We start from the raw sequence: 19368 nt of genomic DNA, 5'->3' as shown, positions 1-19368 counted from the left end.
TCAACTGGAGCAGAGCATTTATGATTTCCTGGGGAAGCCGCTAATAAGTTCCCGGAAACATCGATCGCGTGCCCCTATATTTTGGAAAAGTAGATGGAGCTTTTAACAAAACGATCCGATTGTGAGGCCGCGTTATCTGGTTTGAGTAACTCCATCCTTGATAACTATCTCTATAAAGCGATTTTAAACAAGCATTATCAGCCAGAGGAATACCTGTTCTTCCGTGACAACAATGATCTCATCCCATTGGTATTGAAGGATAATTTGGTGACCTTCTACGGGGGCACTCGACACAATTGGAGCAACACCTTACCCGACAATCCAGCATTGATAAATGAAGTACTGAGTTATCTCAATAAAAGGGACTACGCATTTCGATTATTACCAATAAATCGGGATTACTTCACAGATTTGAATGTTGAACATAGAGTTTTCGATGTTCCTTTTGAGCCGGAGTGGCATTTAAGTAATGTGCAAAACTACGATCAGGAAACGTTCTTAGCTTCCCTCTCCGGAAAGAAGCGTTGGTCTCACAGGCGAGTTCTCAGACACATGGAGAGCTACGAGTTCGAAACCGTTTCACATGAAGATTTCAAGCCAAAGTTTTTTGATGTAATGGAGGCACACTGCCGCTACTTCTCACAGCGTGGCAAGCTCTCGGCGTGGTACAACGCGGAGCACTTGTTAGGTGAGATTTTGGAGTACTTCTCTGAGCATGAGAACTTGCTTATTCGCCAAGTAACGCATGACGGAGCCATCGTGGCTGTCTATACGATTGTCTACAATTCCCAGGAGATGATCCACTACTTTGGCGGCTCTGTTAAAAAGGATGATAACTACATATCGAAGGCCGTTTATTTCGATATGCTCAGTATTGGAAAAGAACTGTCGTTGCAGCTAAATCTCTCGGAGCTGAACGGACTTAGAGGTGCTTTTACAAACAAGAAGTCTTTTGGCTACCAGCCGGTCCCCCTATATGCACTGGTGAGAGACGATGCCTGGATCGTGCGAAGAGACGCGGACATTAGCGAAGAGCAATATGATGAAATCTACGGAAGGCAATTTGGAATAGAGAGCCATAACGGAGGCGCTTGCGAATGAACCGGCTTAGGTTCTGGACTTCGGTAACGGGACCATCCCAGTCAAGCTGTTTTGCGCAGAATAATTGATCCGCCAAGGCGATGTGGCTTTTCTTTATTCGTGGCCGGCCTGCTTTCTGTCATGGCCTATGGGTGAGATCCTTCTGGTACATGCTTCGGTTCGTGGTCAGCGCGGTGGCTGACCAAGATGATGCTGGTCGATGTAATTCCGATGTACCCATCTCATAGGCGTGCTTGATCGACGGTAAGCGGTGTTCCAACCCCACCTTCCTGACGGCTTTCTGATCTGCGATTGCGCAGCGGAGTGTAGATTTGTCAGGAGGTTATTGTGGGAGTCCATCGGGAGCTACGTTTGGAGTCCGTTGCGGGCCATGAGGTTTTGATCGGACGGGATGGCAAGCGGCGCTGGCCGGAAGAGTACAAAGGGCAGCTTGTTGCAGAGACACTGGTTCCGGGGGTGACCGTAAACGAGGTCCCGCGGCGTGCTGGGATGCGGCCGAACCAGCTGTCTGAATGGGTCCTGACTCTAGAAGTCGTTTGCTTGCTCTAGCCTGATAAGTGGACTTAACCACGCCTCTTCGTCCACCTGCCTAGCGAAAAACCTAGCCCCTTCGACAGTGTGATGCCCGTAGTCATAAAAGAACTTGTTCAAGTTACTATCTATCGCAAAACACGATGAGTCGTCCAAGTCACAAACATAGTCCATTCTATCTAAGACTACTATCTCGCCTTTACCGCTCGCAATTTCCGAAAATAAGCCGAGTGTCTCAGAGTACATACTCTCTGCAGCGCCGCTCTGATAGTCTGTGAAAAAGTAACGATTTATTCTACGAACAAGTTGATCGGTTTCGCAGTTTATTCTCCTTAAACACTGCATAATCAATATGTCCGCAGCTGTGAATCTTTTGTTGTCTTTAAAACTGTATATCTGGGGAACAAGAACTAACTTTTTGCCATCTTTGACTATCTGCTGTGCAATTTTGGAAACTGCATTTAAATCAGCATCGCTATAAAGTGAAGCGATGACAACGATGTCCGCTTCAGTATAATTTGGTAGGTTGAAGAAATCGTCATCAATATCTCGAATCTGAACTCCAAAACGAGCCAACTCAAAGTGTTGATGCGCGAAGGATGAAAAGCTCAGCAAGTTGAATACGTCTTTTGAATGTGAGTTACCAACGACGAGAAGATTGTGTCTCTTATCATTCTCAGAAAACCACAACTCTCTTTCTACTTTATTGCCTTCTGTGCCAAGCCTCGGATCTTCTGTTAAGGCCCGCAATACTCCCCAGCTCTGCTTACGCAAAACGTTTCTATCCTCTTGATAATCTGCAAATTGATATCTTGGCGCTTTCTCTACAGAAGTGCCCAAAAGGCTCAGGGCAATGACCACCAAACTGCCAGAAAGAGAAGCGAAGAATACATAGCTCGGCTTCTTAAACGCGCGATATCTGAAAGGCTTCTCCACCAAGAAATATGAAACGAGCGCAGCGCCAATCGTTACCACGATCGCGGTAAGGATTTCGAAAGCTGTGAGTTCCAAAACACTGTATCGGGCGAATGCAAAGATTGGCTGATGCCAGAGATATAGGCTGTAAGAAATCAAGCCAATGCCGACGAACAACTTGCTCGAAAGAAGAGAGTTAACAAGTGTGCCAGGCAAAGCAAACACAATAATCAACACGGCGCCAATAGTTGGCGCAAGAGCAAAAAGACTGGGAAACGGCGTATATTCGTCAAACGTGAAGACAGCATATAAGATCGCAATCAATCCTAATGCGGACAATGCGTTATTCAGCCATTGCGGCGTGCGGACCTCGTTCTTATGCAGGAAGAAGGCTACAAATGAGCCTAAAAGTAGTTCCCATGCGCGTGTCGGCAGTAAAAAAAAAGTAGCTTCGGGGCTGTTGTAAGCTCCCCATTGCGCAGTCGCTAAACTGACAATAAATCCTAGTGCTAACAACGAAAGGGTTGCACGCTTCCCAAAACGCCAAGAAACCATCAAGAACAAAGGGAAGAGGATATAGAATTGTTCCTCTACTGCCAAACTCCAAGTGTGCAATAACGGCTGTAGTTCTGCGGCAGGAGCAAAATAACCACTCTGCTGCCAAAAGAAAAAATTGGACCAAAAGGTCGCAACCGCCAGCGCGCTAGCCGAAAAGTCAAAGAAGTCACTTGATAGAAACAAAAACCAAGCCGGTGGAAAACAAGCGACTACAACGAAAATCAACGCTGGCAAAATGCGCCGCGCCCTACGCTCATAGAACTTAGCAAGACTAAATTTACCGAGTTCTATCTCACCAATGATTATCGAAGTAATTAGATAGCCACTGATGACAAAAAAAACATCTACACCGACGTATCCGCCACCAAAAGCGGTTAGACCTGCGTGAAACAAAATTACTGGTATTACAGCTACTGCACGCAAACCATCAATTTCAGCACGATATTTCATAGAACTCCTACACGTATCTAATATCAGCTCTAATATCAGCCCTTTCTGTGTGCGGCGGATTGCTAAGTTGGTCAACCGCCGTATTCGCTTCAGCCGAAGGGATACCGCCAAAGCTGAACTTCAGCCATCCTTTTGAGCGTCTGAGAGACAATCCAACCAGAGTAGAGATAATCGCTTGGTCTTTATTGCATCGACTTTGCCTTCATCGGGATGGGCCATTGTGTGTCTGCCATCAACACCCATGGAACAGAATAGGTTGCTGCCGACCTCGCAGGATTGCAGGATCAAAAAATAGGCCCCGCTCTCAGGCAATGCCTGCTTTCACAAGGTTTTCAAAATACGCAATCGTCGGGACGAGGCCCTCGCGCAGGGAAACCTTTGGCTCCCAGTTCAGATGCTCTTTGGCCAGTGTAATGTCTGGCTGGCGCTGCTTGGGATCATCCTGCGGCAACGGTTTGTGCACGATCTTGGACTTGGTACCTGTAAGCTCAATCACTGTTTTTGCCAACTCCAGCATGGAGAACTCGCCCGGGTTCCCAGTGTTGATGGGCCCCGTTACATCGTCCGATGTTCCCATCAGGCGAATGAAGGCCTCTACCAATTCATCGCAATAGCAAAACGAGCGGGTCTGTTGACCGTCACCGAAGATGGTGATGTCCTCTTCCTTAAGTGCTTGCATGATAAAATTAGAGACCACGCGCCCGTCATGGGGATGCATGCGCGGCCCATAGGTATTGAAAATCCGGGCCACCTTGATCCGCAGCTTGTGCTGACGATGGTAGTCAAAGAACAGGGTCTCGGCGCAGCGCTTACCCTCATCATAGCACGAGCGCAGACCGATGGGATTCACATTGCCCCAGTAGGATTCTGGCTGGGGATGGATGTCAGGGTCGCCATAGATTTCTGATGTAGAGGCCTGCATGATCTTGGCATCCAGACGCTTGGCAAGACCCAGCATGTTGATCGCACCATGTACGGACGTCTTGGTCGTTTGTACCGGGTCGTGCTGGTAGTGGATGGGCGATGCAGGACAGGCCAGATTGTAAATTTCATCCACTTCCACATAGAGGGGAAAGGTAACATCATGGCGCATCAACTCGAAATTGGGCGCGTCAAGCAGGTGGCTAACGTTACCGCGCCGACCGGTAAAGTAGTTGTCGATGCAGAGGACATCATGCCCCGCTGCGACCAGACGATCGCATAGATGACTGCCCAGGAACCCTGCCCCTCCAGTAACCAGAACACGTTTGGATGTCGGGTTGATGATATCTGTGTCACTCATGCACTAGACCTCTGAAATTCATGAAGTTTAACCTAAACACAACTTCTCACCTGGTCACTCCACCGTTTGTGAGATGTGCCAAAAATCTTTGCTTATGATGTGCGTATCAATCTACTTGTATTGACCTGCTCCCCATAGGGTCCGCGTTTATAGGTTAGCTCTGTTCAGGTTTTGGTCTTCCTTTGATCGGTTAGCATATTCTTGTGACGTCAGACCAGCGAAGCTGGAGTGAGGCCGGTTGTAATTATAGTCGGTGCGCCATGCTGCAATCGTGCGGTCGGCATGGCGCAGAGACGGGAACAGGTGTCCATTCAGGCATTCCCCGCGCATTCTTCTGTTGAAGCTTTCCACCAAACCGTTCTGCATCGCCTTATTCATCCAGCGCACAACATCGAATTGGATTTTTTGCCTTCTAAACAGAAGATTTAAAAAAATCTTTTGCTATTTTCCCCCACCGATAGTCTGAAATGTTGTCCGGTACACATTTCGCAAGTTTCAGCGTCTGTGCAATTTTACTTTTCGCTTCAGAAGGGTTCTCGAAATCCACAAGTGTTCCGTGCAAAGAATCTGTTAGTGCCCGAAAGATATCGATGTCATTCGCGACAACCGGTAAGCCGCGTGATCGCGCTTCGATAAATGGAATTCCAAAACCCTCAAGTTTGGACGGGAACACAAAAACGCGCGACGCGTCATAGACTTCGACCAACTCGTCATCTGAGAGCTTCGACAAGAAACTGCACTGAAGGTTATTCTCGGCTGCGTAATCGATACAACTTTCTAAGGTACCCATATCAGACCCAACGAACGCAATCCGCCAATTAGAACCGACACAGGCTTTTAACAGGCCAAGATGGTTCTTATGAGGCGCAAAATTCGAAACATAGAGCAGATCATACTCCGGTTCCTTTTGAGGAAGCTTGCGAAACCATTCTTCGGATAAACCGTTTCTCGATACAACAATCTTCTTTGGATCAAGCTCAAGGACATCTGAGAGCCTCTTCTTTTCAGGCTCTGAAACGGTGATGACGTGGTGACAGATACGACTTGAAATCTTGTGAACAACTAAAGTGAGATTTCTCCCCTTCCGTCCAACATCGGTCGCGAACTTTGCATCGTGAATTACGTGAAGGATTTTGTTGGCATTGATTGGCAAGGGGGCGATGGGGTATTCAGACACAATATAGGCATTTCGAAAGCGCTTTAGCAGATACATAAGTTTGATGTATTTGAGCATTCGTGAAATTGGCCCTCCCTCAGCATTGAAGGATATGTGAGCAGTTGAATTGTCGATGAGCCAGGGCGAAAGCACAACGACACGCGCAAGCCCCTCATTTTGTAGTGCTTTACACAATTCAGTTGTTCGGCGTCGCGCCCCTGACATGGCATTTCCGTGCCGATAAGGACTCACAAACACAAAGCTCGGAAGGTCGTCGTTCATGTCGTAGTTACCTTGGGCCGCATATTGGGAAATGAAATTGTGAATGCCTTACACTGATCCGAATTTTCCCGAAAAGCTAGCCGATCAAGAAAAGTACTATCTGATATAGCCAGTTGAACATGCGATTTTCGACTCAGATGTGCCGGCAGTCAGCGAACGACCGGAACTGGATAGTGGGAAATGTCGTCACACTGCTCAGTTGCGCCTTCAAAATGTCGATGATTTTCGCTTCACTGAAACAGCTTTTTTCATCGTCTATCTCTTTCACTAGGGAACAGGCTGATCTCAAACCTCCACCCGTGGTCTATTGGCTGAGAAAAAGTGAAACCTAAAACGATCAGCAGGTGCAAGGGGGCTTAAGTTAAGCCGGAAACTATCCAAGCTTTGAGGAGTAGATGAAAGTGTTTCGGCAAAACCGGTACCTGTGGTTTCCGTGTGATGCTGATTTTCATTCCTTCCTTTTTGAAAGGCAGGCTATGTCAGCACCTTTGCCAAATGCGTTGTACGGGCGCCTTCTATAAGCTAGTTAAAGAAAAGTTATTTGAATTATCTGTCGAGTGTCTGATACTGATTTTCGCTGTTTAGGAACATGAATTTGAAGTCCATTTTTCAGTGTGTTTCTCGGGATTATCTGGTCAGGCTTCGACTTGTTGGTTGCTGTGTAATGGTTAGGATTATGTTTATGCGTTGCCGGAACGGTGTTCTTGGATCTACACCATGTCAGCACTAAACTTCGAGCCGTACGAAGGGGATGGCAACGTTAAGGCTCCGGTTTTGTAATGACGACCGTTTATACTCAAGAGCCCAAAAGCCTTAAGATTGCGTTTATCCTTCTGGGGGATCGCAATAAGGCCAGTTCGCGTGTGCGAGGTTACTGGATTGGCGAGGAGCTGGAGGCACTGACGCATCATGTTTCCTACCACAATACGCAACTAAGGCAGGACTACCTGCGGATATTGCCGGTTGTGATGCGCCATGACATTCTGATTTTTCAAAAACAGTACTCTCGCTATGATATTGCCCTTTTACGTATGGCCAAACTCATGGGAAAGCGGGTGTTCTTTGATATCGACGATGCCCCTTCTCGGGTAGGAAGCCAAATATCTCAGCGGAATGCAGCCACCATGATGCGTGAGGCACACGGGGTTTTTGCCGGCAGCCACAATCTGGAGGCTTTGGCCCGAGAGGCGGGTGGTACGATACATTTCATCCCCTCAGGTATCCGGTTGGCTCAGTACAAGACGCGCGACCCAAGTGATACCGAACAAATCTGTCTGGGTTGGATTGGCAATGGTGCCCACTATGTCGAGGATCTGATTTCGATCCTTGAAGCACCGCTGCGCAGTCTTGCTGCGCAATACAACATTCGTCTTAAAATTGTCGGGGCTTGTGGTGAACCGAAACTCGCAGAGATCTTCGGATCTATCGACGGGTTGACGCTCGATCTGGTGGATGAGGTGAATTGGTCTGATCCTGAAGCGGTGATGCGTGCCGTAGAGGATTTCGACATTGGGCTCTACCCGCTCATCGAAAATAAGTTCAACATCTATAAGTGCGCATTCAAGGCGCTTGAGTATATGGCCACATCTATTCCTGTGGTGGCAAGCAACGTAGGTGCCAATGGAGATGTGATCACTCATGGATCGGATGGGTACTTAGTTTCGTCGCCTGACGAGTGGATCGCTTGCTTGTCTCGTCTGATTTCAGATGGCGGTGCAAGACGCGAACTTGGCGCGAACGGCCGCGCCAAGGTGGAAGAGCGCTACAGCACCAAGGCTTTGGCGGCCCAGGTTTCCGAGTTGTTGTGATGATTACCATACCCGAGTATCCGCAAAAACCGATCAAGGTCGCCTTTGGATCCGTGCCCAAAGACGGCGGCACCTTCACGTTTTATCGCAATATCAGACCCGCTCTCGCAGCCCGGGGCATCTCGCTCTATTGCGTCACCCTCGGTAAGCCGCAGGCACGTCTTTGGGAAGAGGCCTATGTGGACGATGGCTGTGTCCAATTGGCCGCTACGTCCCTGAGTATGAAAGACCAAGCGCAGGTTTTCACCAAATGGTGCGCAGACAACAATATAGACTGTGTTATGGCGATCAATTCCGAAGGCATATTGTCGGCGATCCCCCATCTGCCTGCCCACATACGGGTTCTGTCGCGCTGCGCCAACGCATTTGATCACGGCTATCGCATCACGATGTCAGGCCGGGAGCGGTTGGCCCGGATCATCGCATTGACCCCACGGCTCCGCGAGGATCTGGTGGCTGAGTACGGGGCGGATCCAGAAAAAGTTGTACTCATCCCCAACGGTATCGATGCAGCCAAGTTCGAAGCCGCCGCACAAAAAGAGCGTGGCACTGGCGCAAGGCTGGAATTGGGATTTTTGGGGCGCCTTGAGCACAATCAGAAAGGCGTGATGTACCTACCCACGATTGTGGACGCACTTCACGCCCGCGGTGTGCCATTTCGGCTGCGGATCGCAGGCAAAGGTGTAGACCGCGCGCGGCTGGAAGAGGCTATGGCCCCCCATCTGGCTGAGGGCCGGGTGGAGTTCATAGGGGCGCTCACTCCGACGGAGGTTCCACAGTTTCTGGGACAGACGGATGTCTATGTCTTCACGTCCCATTTCGAGGGCTGTCCGAATGCTCTTTTGGAAGCAATGATGGCCGGATGCGTGCCCGTTTGCGGCTTGATCCCAGGCATCACTGATTTCCTTGTTGAGACTGGACGCACGGGGTTCATCGAGACACTGGGCGATGCTGAAGGTTTTGCATCTGCCATCGCCGCCTTGCATGAGGATCGCCCGAAACTTGCGGCTCTCAGCCGCGCTGTTGGGGCCGAGGCGCGTACACGATACACCAATGAAGTTGCGGCCGATGCCTATGCCGCTCTGATCCATGATGTGATGGACAACCCCGCGCCGGACTTCCCTCCCCTACCGTGGAGCGCATTCAGACCCGATTCCAACTTTCCTGGCTACTGGCGGCACCGAATTCCTACTGGGCTAAAAACATTGGTACGGAAGCTCAAATGATGACGTGTACCCTGTATTGTCCTGAGGTTTCTTGATGTTCACACAACCGAATTTCTTCTTCATCGGTGGTATGCGGTGCGGATCTACCAGTCTAAATCTGATGCTCGAGCAGCACCCAGACATCTATATGTCTCCGGTTAAGGAAACATACTACTATGTGGCAGAAGCGCTTCGGAGTATGGAAACGCCATCGCCCGAAGACATCAGTTTCCTAAAGAATTATGAGCAAACTGGAAAATATAAGACCAACGAGACCTATCAAAGCCTGTTCCGGGATGTGGATGATGAAAAAATCGTGGGTGAGTCTTCGCACTATATTTATCACCCCCGCGCAGCAGCTGCGATTTTCAAACACTGTCCCGAGGCACGCATTCTGGTCTGCCTGCGCAATCCGGTCGACCGTTTCTTTTCTGAATATCTTTACCATTTGCGACGGGGAACCGAGACAGGTTGCTTTGCGGATTACGTAGCACGCTATGCAAATGGTTATTTGAACGGTGACATTTCCGACAAAATATTGGTGCCAAAGCTGAACAAGGGTCTTCAAGCCGAGTTACTAGAGCCGTGGATTGCCCAGTTCGGACGGGATCGAGTCAAGCTGGTGTTGTTTGACGACTTCAATCGGGCTCCCAGGAAAACGATGGCCGACGTTTTCAATTGGCTACAGATTGATGACCGTTTTGCCGTCCAGAAAATTCATGCGCAAAGAGGCGGTGCTGCAAAAGCCAAGTGGGTGACCAAGGCGATTAACTCAAAAAATGGTCTTTTGAAGTCAGTAAAATCCTTTTTGCCCAAACACACTAGGGTAAAGATGCGGTCCTGGGTATTCTCGAAAACCCTAGAGCGTCCTGAACTGGAGGCGGAGACACATAATCTGCTCGTCCAATTCTATCAAGATGATGTAGAAAAGCTCTCCGGTATCGTTGATCAGGACTTATCGGCGTGGTCGCAAATAAAGTAGTATTTCGAAGAACAGATAGAAAATAATGTGAATGTAGAGTGCAAGTGGTGCGGTTCATAAACAACTTTGGTCATCGCCCGGTCCATTTGAGCAACAGACAACACAAGGAGACACAGCATGCCTAAGGTCGTCATTTTGTTGTCTGACAAACGCTCGGGCTCGACAATGCTGCAGGAAGAGCTTTGTAACCACTCCGGCATTCGACATGTTGATTATTCGTCCCATACTTACTTCGAGACCCATCACTGGCTGAAAGCATCTGTGGTTCTAAACCGGCCCAATGCGCTCTATTCCGGATTTCGGCAATATCCCGGCTACGGTACGCGGGAGAATGCGCGCTCCTATCTCATCGATACGCTCAAGGGAAACATGCCTGATTATGAGCCCCCGGAAAACGATGAGGAGCTGATCTTCGGAGGGTGGGATACTTTATGCAAAACCTTTGCTCAACCGGTATTTTTCGAGAAATCCCCGCAAATTCTCGCGGAATGGTGCGCTCTTAGCCTGCTTCTGGAATGGACGCGCCGTACAGAGATGGAGGTGAAAATCATTGGCCTCATACGCAATCCGTTGGCCGTGCAGTACTCCGCCCATGAACTCTTTTCAACTGAAGCCGAGCAGCGCCAGTTCGGCTGGCTCAACATCCAGCGCAACCTCTTGAGCATCCAGTCCATGTTGCCGCCGGACATGTTCAGGCTGGTACGCTATGAAGACATAATTGCCGATCCGAAACAGGGCTTGGCCGATCTGTGTGAATTCATTGGCGTGGAATACGAAGAGCAAATCGGTGCTTCGGTGCATAGCTCGTCAAAAGAGAAATGGATGGCGAATGAGAACTACACGCTGCAACTTGACCCTTCGGTCAAACAGATTGCCAAAGCCTTTGGATATCAGGACCCGGAACTGATCAACCCGCACAAGCCGACAGCGGAGAAGATTGCCGCGATGCGCCCGGATTTTAAGACACGCGCCAAGAAGCAAGCCATCCGCATACGCGACCGGGTGGTCCGCCCCGTGTATCTCAAGCTAAAAACCGCACGTACGACAAGGAAGTGACCAACATGCCGCGTCCGAGCCTCGGAGTCGTCTCAATCTCCTACAACGAAGAACGGGATATCGAGGGATTTCTTGAAAATCTCGCCTCTTGGGTCGATGAAATTGTGATTGTAGATGACGGATCGACAGACCGCACTGAGGAGATGGCGTTGGCCTATGGCGACAAGGTCAAATTTCTCAAAAGCCCGCGCGCCGACGGTGAGTATTTCAGCCACCAGCGCAACAAGGGGATTGATGCGGCCAGCAGCGATTGGCTACTGCATATGGATATTGATGAGCGCGTCAGCCCGGAACTGGCCGATGAAATCCTTAAAGGCATCACCGACGCCGAAAAGGACGGCTATCGCTACCGGAGACTGAACTACTTCATGCACCGCCCCATGAAAGGGGGCGGTTGGCGGGACTGGAACCTGGTCCATCTGGCCCGGCGGGACAAGTTCCGCTTCGGTGGCATGTTCCACGAAGATTGCCTGATGGACGCGCCGCCTGAGCGGATCGGCCAGTTTCACGGGCTGATGATCCATTTCAACGAAGATAACTTCGAAAAGCGCCTCCGCAAAAGCGCAACATATCTGGAAGAGATTGCCAAGGGCGTCGAAGGCCGGAAGCGTCCCGTGACATGGATCGATATTGTGGGGCGTCCGGTCGCGGAATTCACCCGCAAGTACGTCTTCAAACGCGGGTTCCTGGACGGCATACCTGGTTTTATCTCAGCCGCCCATTCTGCGACAGCTATTTTCCGTGCGAACGCGCTAGTCTGGGACCGGCAGAACCACATTGATCGTTCTCAGCTGGATGTCGATCTCAAGAAAAGCTGGTCTGCTGCGAGCCTGCCCCAAAGGGGTGAGCAATGACGGATATCGCGCCTCCCCTGAGTGTCTCTGTAGTGATCCCCACCTATAATCGGGCGCATTTGATCACTGATGCACTGGATAGCGTTGCGGCGCAGTCTCGCACGGTCGACGAGATTATCCTGGTGGACGACGGCTCAACCGACGATACCGAAGGGGTTGTGAAATCCTGGGGCGAGAAAGCGGGCCAACAAGGCATCCCGATTATTTATGTCCGACAGGAAAATGCGGGCGGGAATGTTGCGCGCAACCGCGGGATTGAGGAAGCAAAGGGCGATGTCATCGCCTTTCTGGACAGTGATGATGTCTGGGCAGTCGAGAAGCTTGAAAAGCAAATTGCAGTGTTAAAATCCGATCCGGCATTTGGTGCTGTTTACTGCGGAGTTCGTGAGGTTGTCATTGGCTCGACCGCCCAACCTGAGGTGCCCGTGCGTTCCTATCCGCACGGTGATCTTTTGGATGCTCTGCTGGTGTCCGATGTAACTGCACCGACATCTTGTTACGTTGTACGCCGAGAAGTGTTCGAAACGGCCGGCCGTTTCGATACCAGCTTGCAGGCCCGCCAAGACTGGGACATGTGGATTCGAATAGCCAAGAACTTTAGAATCGGGACTATTCCAGAAGCTTTGACAGATTTGCGCAGTCACGACGGGCCGCGCACGATCTCGGACCCCACACGAGAGCTCAACGCTTACAAAACAATTTTGACAAAATATGCGCCTCTACGCGCAACCAAGTCATTTCGTATCCGCCAAGCCGCTCTGGCATCCTACTACAGGCGCGCCGGCCGCGTGCATTATCATCATATGGATGCACCGGTTCAGGCCATTGGATATCACATGCGCTCAATTCTGACATGGCCGCTTGAACCTGATAGCTATGCGGCTCTTTTGGGTATTTTCTTGCCAGCAGGTCTTCGAAAGCGTCTTCATATCGGGTGGAACCGTATCTTCGGTCGGACCTTTCTGTCGATCAAAAGCCATTAGGATCAAATTTAGTGCTAAATGTTGCGTATTTTTCCAACCAGTTTGCTAGTGCTGAGGGACACGGGATCGCGCGCTATGCTCATGAAATGTATAAAGGTTTGCGCAAATGTGATGATCTTGCCGTCCGACCCGTAGCAGCATGGTCCTCCCTGCCCCCTGAGAAACTGTCTGCTCTACAGAAGGGTACAGGGCTTGAGTTGGTCAAACTAGGACGAAGGCTGACGCCACTGGCTTGGCATTTCCTCGATATTCCAACATTGGAGCGGCTGATTGGTGGCACTGTAGACGTGGTGCATGCAGTTTCACTTGGATATGCAGTGTCCACCCGAAAGCCTTATGTCGTAACTGTACATGATCTCGGGCCGCTCACACATCCCGAGTATTTCTCCAACAACAAGCCTTGGATCATGGAGAGGAGCTTACGGCAAGCTGAGGCACGAGCCGATGCAATCATCTGCGTTTCGGACTCTACCGCCAACGAGGTCGAGGGATATCTCGGGGCACATGTGGCTGACCGGATTCGTGTGATCAAGGAAGGAGTCTCGCCGGAATTCTTCGAGCCAAGTGATATGGCCTGTCTCGCAGGGCTTGATCTGCCGCCCGACGATGTTCCGATTATCCTTACGGCCGGAAAGATGAGCCCGCGCAAGAATATGCAGGGCGTCATACGCGCCCTGAAAAAGGTAAGGGACAAGATTGACCATCACCTCGTTCTGGTCGGCGCGGCGGGGTGGGAAACTGAAGTCGTGCTCAGGGAGCTGGATGACGGCGCCTTGCTGAACCGCGTCCACCTGCTAGGCTACGTAAGGGACGACCAGCTGCGCGCGCTTTACAGGCGGGCATCACTCTACATTCATCCGTCGCTCTATGAAGGCTTCGGTCTGACGGTATTGGAAGCAATGGCTTCGGGTGTACCAGTGATCACATCGAACATGTCCTCACTGCCGGAAGTGGCCGGAGAGGCGGGCCTGCTGGTGGATCCCGCCAATGACGCCGAGATTGCTGAAGCCATCCAATCCATTTGCACGGATACGCCTCTCAGAGAGACTAAAATTGCACAGGGACTGGCACGAGCGGGTCTGTTTTCTTGGGATGACTACGCCGGAGAATTACGGAACGTGTTTATCGATGTGAGGCGCTGAACTGGCGTTGTGACGCTGATAAATTCACTAGAGCGTTTCCAGTTTAGGTTGATGCATGCCCGGCCTCACAAATGTAGTTCCAGTATTCTTGTGGGGTATTTTCGAAAGCGGCTTGCTCTCACTATAAGATCGGATTTTTTTACATTTTGAATGCCAAATAGTGGCCAACTTGGGTTCATTCTGCTGAAGAAACCAGCCGTAGCAACAGGATGGATTGAGTCTCCTCGGGGCGTAGAGTGCAGATATCATTGTGCAGGGTGATATGAGGACGGTTGATCATGGTTCACCCACCGGGCATCAACGTTCGGCATCATTTTAACCCGAAATTGACAATCTTTTTGTTTTGGTAGACTTTTGCATCAAGCGCTCGTTTAGGTGCCTCTGGTCAATCTATCTCGCATAATTTTTCGGTTTTTGATCGATGCCTTCACCATTACCTGTACGCACGAGAGGAATTTATTTCTTTGCACTTTTTGTGCTGATTCTATTCACAATTCCCAAAGCCAATTTGCGATTAGGCCCTATTCCTATTTATCTGGTAGATATTTTCGTTATGTTCTTGCTGGTTGTTGCGCCTCGCCGGGCACCGCCGTCAGATAGGAAAACTGTACGCTACGCAAATTTATTGAGTATCATACTGCCAATCGCGCTTGTTAGCGAATTGATGGGAATGATCACCTTTGGAAACTTTTTTGAAGCAGTTTATCAATCTTTTAGAACCGTAATTGCGTTTCTTGTATTCCCCCTAACGGTTCGCTTCATACGAACACCTTGGGATCTCCTTTTGGTTCTTCAGGCTCTTGCTTTGGCCGTTCTCTTCACATCGTTACTCATGGTCATGACCTCCCTTCCGCAAACCCGTAGCTTTGCTATTAACGGTGTGATGTCTAACAGTTTCCTTGATCCCAATTGGAGAGGAGTTGCTGACAAGTTTGGAAGTGCGAGAGACGTAGGCGTTCGCGGGCAATCTCTGGTCGGAGTGTCTATTCTTAGTGCGGCGTTCGTAAATGTTTGCTGGCCCCTAACCGCATTGCTTTTGCGGTGGCCCGGAAAAATTGGGGTGATGCGTGGTATTGCAATGCTCAGCTGTCTGATGGCCCCGTTTGCTGTGCTGATGAGTTATTCCCGCGGTGCAATTGCTGGCTCAGTTTTGATTATACTCGTCAGTCTTCTGTGGGGCTTAAACCATGTAAGACGCGGGATTCTTTTCCCTGCTGCCATTTTTGGAATCGTTATTTTTTCAATCGGAGTCGGTTCAAGTCTCTTCTTTTTTGACAGGCTTGTTAACCGTACTGCTGCCACTTTCGATTCTGAGCTGGCTAGCGCCGGAGAGCACGAAAGGTTGCACTCATACACTGAGCCCTTCGAACACGTCATCGAACGTCCAGGGTTTTTCTTCCTAGGCGAAGGCGTTACGATAAGATATGCGAGCAGCCCAGTTGCTTCGCAGCAAAGGGGAAAAGCCACACATTCTGTATTTTCCATAGCCTACTACTCATATGGGATGATTGCAGCGTTACTTTATACGGTGTTGATTTTCCAAATATTGTTCTTCACAGCAACCATGATCAAATCGAAGAGAGGCACACTCTCACGCGCATTTGCACAGGCATTATTTCTGGTCGTTGTCGGCATTATTCCATGGCTGGCCTCTGCTCACGGAGCGGTTTCTAATTCCAGGGGAGCAATGCTCTTATTCTTCATCGTGGCCTTAGTGACGTCACTTGATCGCTTTAGGCTATTGGACAGAGGTATACATAGTAAAAGCTTGGCTGGCGGCACGGGACTCGGGCACCAAAGTTTGGTGGGGAAAAATATCACGGAAAGTAGAGTGCGTTGAAAGCTAGTTACGCCGAAACCTGTCCAAACATTGGGGAGCAGCTCATATTGTTGCGTTGATCAGATCGATAGATTACCCATTATAGGGTCTTCGGCAGTTATAAATTACTTAGAATATTTCGTTTTGTTACAGGAGTTTCCGGAGGTATGCACAGTGAGTTCAAAAGAAAACTAAAGAAACTGCAACGCGGAACCACCCGTCAACTGAGAAGTCAGTTGAGAAGGCTGTCGTCCGGACGCCCCCCAGGGTTTATTATTATCGGCGCGCAGAAAGCCGGTACCACAACCTTGTTTCGAACTCTAAACAGACATCCAGCTCTTGAAGGCTCACAAATAAAAGAAATCAATCATTTTAATCACCATATGCATTTTGGCGCGCAGCGGATTGACTATGAGAAAAATTTTTCTCCATTGCCTTTTTCCAGTCCAATTTTTTTTGAAGCCACCCCCGAATATTTGGCCTATCCAGGCGTAGCCTCCAGAATTGCTTCGTACTACCCGTCAATTAAGCTAATCTGCATATTGAGAGAACCGGTCAGTAGAGCTTACTCAGCCTATAACATGTATAAGAAACAATTCGAGGCTGGCTACCTTCAGCGGCTGCGAAAGGAGAGCGAAAGGCTGCCAGGAGACCGGCTAATGGAGCTTCAAGAGAAGGAGGGAAAGATACTTCCTTTCAGAGCTTGCATAGAATTTGAGCTAGACCTTATGCACAGCATGGAGGGTACAATTGAACCTGCCCTTGTCCGACGTGGTCTTTATCTTCAGCAGATCAAGAACTACTGGGAGGTGTTTGGTCGAGACTCGCTCCTTATTTTGGGATTTTCGGATCTGAAGCAAAAGCCACAATTTGTCTTTGATCAGGTATGCGACTTCATCGGAGTCCCACGGCATGATTTGAAAGATACTGTAATAGCCTCTAATGTGGGGAGGTACCCATCCAACATACCGACCTCCGACAAAGAACTTCTTTCCGAGTTTTATCAGAAGCCGAATGATGCGCTATTCGATGCAATAGGGGCGATAAATTGGTGATTTCTCTAGTCAGGAGAAGTTCAGCCAAGAACCACTGAACGGCTCTGCTGCAAACTTTTAATCACCTGTCAGGCCAAACGTAGTTCTGATATGCCCATGCTCAAGAGAGACATGGGTAGGCAGCGACAATACGGCATGACAGTTCCGTGAGACGTGACGCTAACTTCAATGTCATTTATTTTGAGGGGATAATCTCATCGATTAGAGTCTCATCGGCGGGCCGTGCCCAGACAAGGAGGCCCGGGATTGTTCGAAGGTGCCTATAGCCCATCTCCTCAAGAAAAGCATTGCAGGTACGACGATTGTCTTCGATCAGAATGATCGGTGCATTGCGCTCGATGGTGGTGCGGGCGCCCTGAAGCGCCGATAGTTCATGGCCTTCTATATCAAGCTGGATGACAACAACGTCTTGGAGATCAAGGCTGTCAATTGTCACTAGTCCCACAAGCTGCCCCTCGTCGCTCAGCCTCGACGCGCCGCCGCGATGCTCACCTGCTTCACTTCCAGTATCAATATGAGCAATTTCAGTGCGATCGCTCAAACCTGCATTCTGAATATACACATTTTCTAATTCGTTTGCTTCGACGCACAGCTTTGCCAAAACATAATTCTCAAGGACGGGCTCGAAGGCGTACACTGTTGAGGGGCATGAGCGGGCGAATGTTGGTAGCATATCTCCAAAAAACGTGCCTGCATGGACCATGCTACCTCCCCTTCGCTGCATGATCTTGTCGATCAGATTGTGTGTGTCAGGTTCATAGACTTCGCCAACCAGAATAGCTCGGCTTGCAGGACGGTGCTCGGCATATTTTGGCACGAAGTATATCCCCCGGTCCTGGATCACTTTACTGAACGGAACCTTAAATTGTTCCCCCGCAACGATGTTTGTAAGGCTTCTCTTGGAACCCGTGCTACGGGACTGCATCTTCAGGCGCGAAAGCGCTGACCAGATGATCGGCGGCACAAAAGGTCTTACTGCATTCTTCAAGATCATGGTCCGGTCACACCTCTGCCAACTCACATTGTTTCACTGATAAAATTTTTTTCTTCGCAAAGATCAATTACCGCACTTTGAGCGGTATACGAAGAGGTTTGACACGGTTTCTGGGGTGAATGATCTCAATGGCTTGGCAGTCTTAAAACCCTGTCGCAAAAAATCTGCCTCATCAGGCACTCAATATGCACCCATCTGTTCCCGAAACTCTAATTCGGAGCTGCACATACAAATGGAGTCGAACATTTTGTAATGTTTTCAGAATGCCATATTGTCGGCTCTAAGGTGCTCGCCAAGTCGCGGGAACGCGGTCCCCAAAGCGTTTGCGTACTGCTTCATAAACCGGAGAAAGTGCTTTTGTAGCCTCTGCAAGCAAAGCATCCGTGGCAGCCACATCAACACCCTCATTCACACGTTTTGATAAATTTATCTCCACCGGAAACCCAAACGCATGTTCGAGCTGCGTAAGTTCTGTGTCAGTCGTCAGCGTTTCGTAGAATGCGCATATCAACTGACTTGTCACCCCGGCAGCATCGCAACGTTCGAGTATTGCCGCGTAATTTGATTTGCGATAGCCGTTGCTGCTCGTGTCAATGAAACTATCCCGAAACGCTTCCAACACTTGATTACGCGTAACAGTGCCTTCCTTCAGTTTCCTTCGAAAGCGATGCCGCACATCCGACCAAAGCCGGTCTACGGGATCACGCATCATGAATATAAGCTTTGTATCTGAATGCACTGCTGCCATGCGCGCCAAGATATCCGGCGCACATGCTTCGTAGTCCGGCGTTGATTCAAAGATCACCTTTTGCCCAGCATGGCCTGCCGAAAGATAAGTAGCATAAAGATCCACGCGACTTTCATCTTGTTGTCGTAAATTCCAGAGCCGTAGCGACTGGCGCAGGTCAAATGCCGTTACACTGGTGCGGCGTACAGGCCGCAGGAGCAGGGCGGCAGATTGTTTCATAGCCTTTTTTCGTGCCCGACCGACCCATATTGATCGCACACCTGAGCCCCGCACAAGATCCCAATAGTGCACCTCTTTTGTATGGGATACATGCACCCGTTCGTCTGTCTCCAGCAATCGATAAAGTAGCGTGGTAGCGGCTTTCGTAGTACCGATGCATATTACTACGCGCTCTACTGTCTCTGGCCAGGGTAACATGGAAAATATCGGTGTCTCAAAGTTAGGTTT

Annotated in this window: 16 protein-coding genes and 1 pseudogene; 11 read left to right on the top strand and 6 right to left on the bottom strand. The window is 49.7% G+C overall.

The features are described 5' to 3' along the window. Nucleotides 1-93: 93 nt before the first annotated feature. A complete protein-coding gene (locus tag ACR0DO_RS18050; RefSeq protein ID WP_480560894.1) occupies nucleotides 94-1101 on the top strand; it encodes a hypothetical protein in 1008 nt (335 codons plus the stop codon). Nucleotides 1102-1428: 327 nt separating this feature from the next. Then, the gene (locus ACR0DO_RS18045) at nucleotides 1429-1650 is read left to right on the top strand and encodes a transposase (protein ID WP_480560892.1); all 222 of its coding nucleotides are present in this window, start codon (nucleotides 1429-1431) and stop codon (nucleotides 1648-1650) included. On the opposite strand, the gene ACR0DO_RS18040 is transcribed toward ACR0DO_RS18045, so the two are convergent. The 4 genes and pseudogenes from ACR0DO_RS18040 to ACR0DO_RS18025 form a co-directional block, all read right to left on the bottom strand. Further along, complete coding sequence (locus tag ACR0DO_RS18040; RefSeq protein ID WP_480560890.1) at nucleotides 1627-3555, bottom strand: acyltransferase family protein; 1929 nt, start codon at nucleotides 3553-3555, stop codon at nucleotides 1627-1629. The genes ACR0DO_RS18045 and ACR0DO_RS18040 overlap by 24 nt on opposite strands. 304 nt (nucleotides 3556-3859) lie before the next feature. Continuing rightward, nucleotides 3860-4837, bottom strand: a complete 978-nt coding sequence (locus ACR0DO_RS18035) for a UDP-glucuronic acid decarboxylase family protein (RefSeq protein ID WP_170448956.1) — start codon at nucleotides 4835-4837, stop codon at nucleotides 3860-3862. 147 nt (nucleotides 4838-4984) lie between these two features. Continuing rightward, nucleotides 4985-5209, bottom strand: a pseudogene (locus tag ACR0DO_RS18030) (integrase core domain-containing protein); the annotation flags it as partial. Nucleotides 5210-5249: 40 nt separating this feature from the next. Continuing rightward, entirely contained in the window at nucleotides 5250-6275 is a 1026-nt protein-coding gene (locus ACR0DO_RS18025) for a glycosyltransferase (protein ID WP_480560888.1), read from the bottom strand. Nucleotides 6276-7054: 779 nt separating this feature from the next. Between ACR0DO_RS18025 and ACR0DO_RS18020 the strand changes: the two genes are divergently transcribed. From ACR0DO_RS18020 to ACR0DO_RS17980, 9 genes are all read left to right on the top strand, one after another. After that, nucleotides 7055-8083 (top strand): glycosyltransferase family 4 protein, encoded by a 1029-nt coding sequence (locus ACR0DO_RS18020; protein WP_480560886.1) that lies wholly within the window; start codon nucleotides 7055-7057, stop codon nucleotides 8081-8083. Beyond that, nucleotides 8083-9309, top strand: coding sequence for a glycosyltransferase family 4 protein (locus ACR0DO_RS18015; protein WP_480560884.1), 1227 nt, complete (start codon nucleotides 8083-8085; stop codon nucleotides 9307-9309). Before ACR0DO_RS18020 ends, ACR0DO_RS18015 begins: the two co-directional genes overlap by 1 nt. Before the next feature lie 34 nt (nucleotides 9310-9343). Continuing rightward, nucleotides 9344-10270, top strand: a complete 927-nt coding sequence (locus ACR0DO_RS18010) for a sulfotransferase family protein (protein ID WP_480560882.1) — start codon at nucleotides 9344-9346, stop codon at nucleotides 10268-10270. Nucleotides 10271-10387: 117 nt separating this feature from the next. Beyond that, entirely contained in the window at nucleotides 10388-11326 is a 939-nt protein-coding gene (locus ACR0DO_RS18005) for a sulfotransferase (RefSeq protein WP_480560880.1), read from the top strand. A gap of 5 nt (nucleotides 11327-11331) precedes the next feature. Then, nucleotides 11332-12180 carry a glycosyltransferase family 2 protein gene (locus ACR0DO_RS18000; RefSeq protein WP_480560878.1) on the top strand — a complete coding sequence of 283 codons (849 nt, stop codon included), beginning with the start codon at nucleotides 11332-11334 and terminating at the stop codon, nucleotides 12178-12180. Then, nucleotides 12177-13163 carry a glycosyltransferase family 2 protein gene (locus tag ACR0DO_RS17995; RefSeq protein WP_480560876.1) on the top strand — a complete coding sequence of 329 codons (987 nt, stop codon included), beginning with the start codon at nucleotides 12177-12179 and terminating at the stop codon, nucleotides 13161-13163. The genes ACR0DO_RS18000 and ACR0DO_RS17995 overlap by 4 nt, the downstream gene beginning before the upstream one ends. Continuing rightward, a complete protein-coding gene (locus ACR0DO_RS17990; protein WP_480560874.1) occupies nucleotides 13115-14305 on the top strand; it encodes a glycosyltransferase family 4 protein in 1191 nt (396 codons plus the stop codon). Before ACR0DO_RS17995 ends, ACR0DO_RS17990 begins: the two co-directional genes overlap by 49 nt. 475 nt (nucleotides 14306-14780) lie before the next feature. Then, complete coding sequence (locus tag ACR0DO_RS17985; protein WP_480560872.1) at nucleotides 14781-16145, top strand: O-antigen ligase family protein; 1365 nt, start codon at nucleotides 14781-14783, stop codon at nucleotides 16143-16145. 146 nt (nucleotides 16146-16291) lie between these two features. Further along, nucleotides 16292-17179, top strand: coding sequence for a sulfotransferase family protein (locus ACR0DO_RS17980; RefSeq protein ID WP_480560870.1), 888 nt, complete (start codon nucleotides 16292-16294; stop codon nucleotides 17177-17179). A gap of 175 nt (nucleotides 17180-17354) precedes the next feature. On the opposite strand, the gene ACR0DO_RS17975 is transcribed toward ACR0DO_RS17980, so the two are convergent. Together ACR0DO_RS17975 and ACR0DO_RS17970 are read right to left on the bottom strand one after the other, a co-directional pair. Next, entirely contained in the window at nucleotides 17355-18173 is an 819-nt protein-coding gene (locus ACR0DO_RS17975) for an FkbM family methyltransferase (RefSeq protein ID WP_480560868.1), read from the bottom strand. Nucleotides 18174-18453: 280 nt separating this feature from the next. Then, nucleotides 18454-19338 carry a sulfotransferase gene (locus tag ACR0DO_RS17970; protein WP_480560904.1) on the bottom strand — a complete coding sequence of 295 codons (885 nt, stop codon included), beginning with the start codon at nucleotides 19336-19338 and terminating at the stop codon, nucleotides 18454-18456. Nucleotides 19339-19368: the final 30 nt, after the last annotated feature.

It is taken from the genome of Ruegeria sp. AM9, from assembly GCF_056540565.1.
This window is presented reverse-complemented; position numbering and strand designations above follow the sequence as displayed.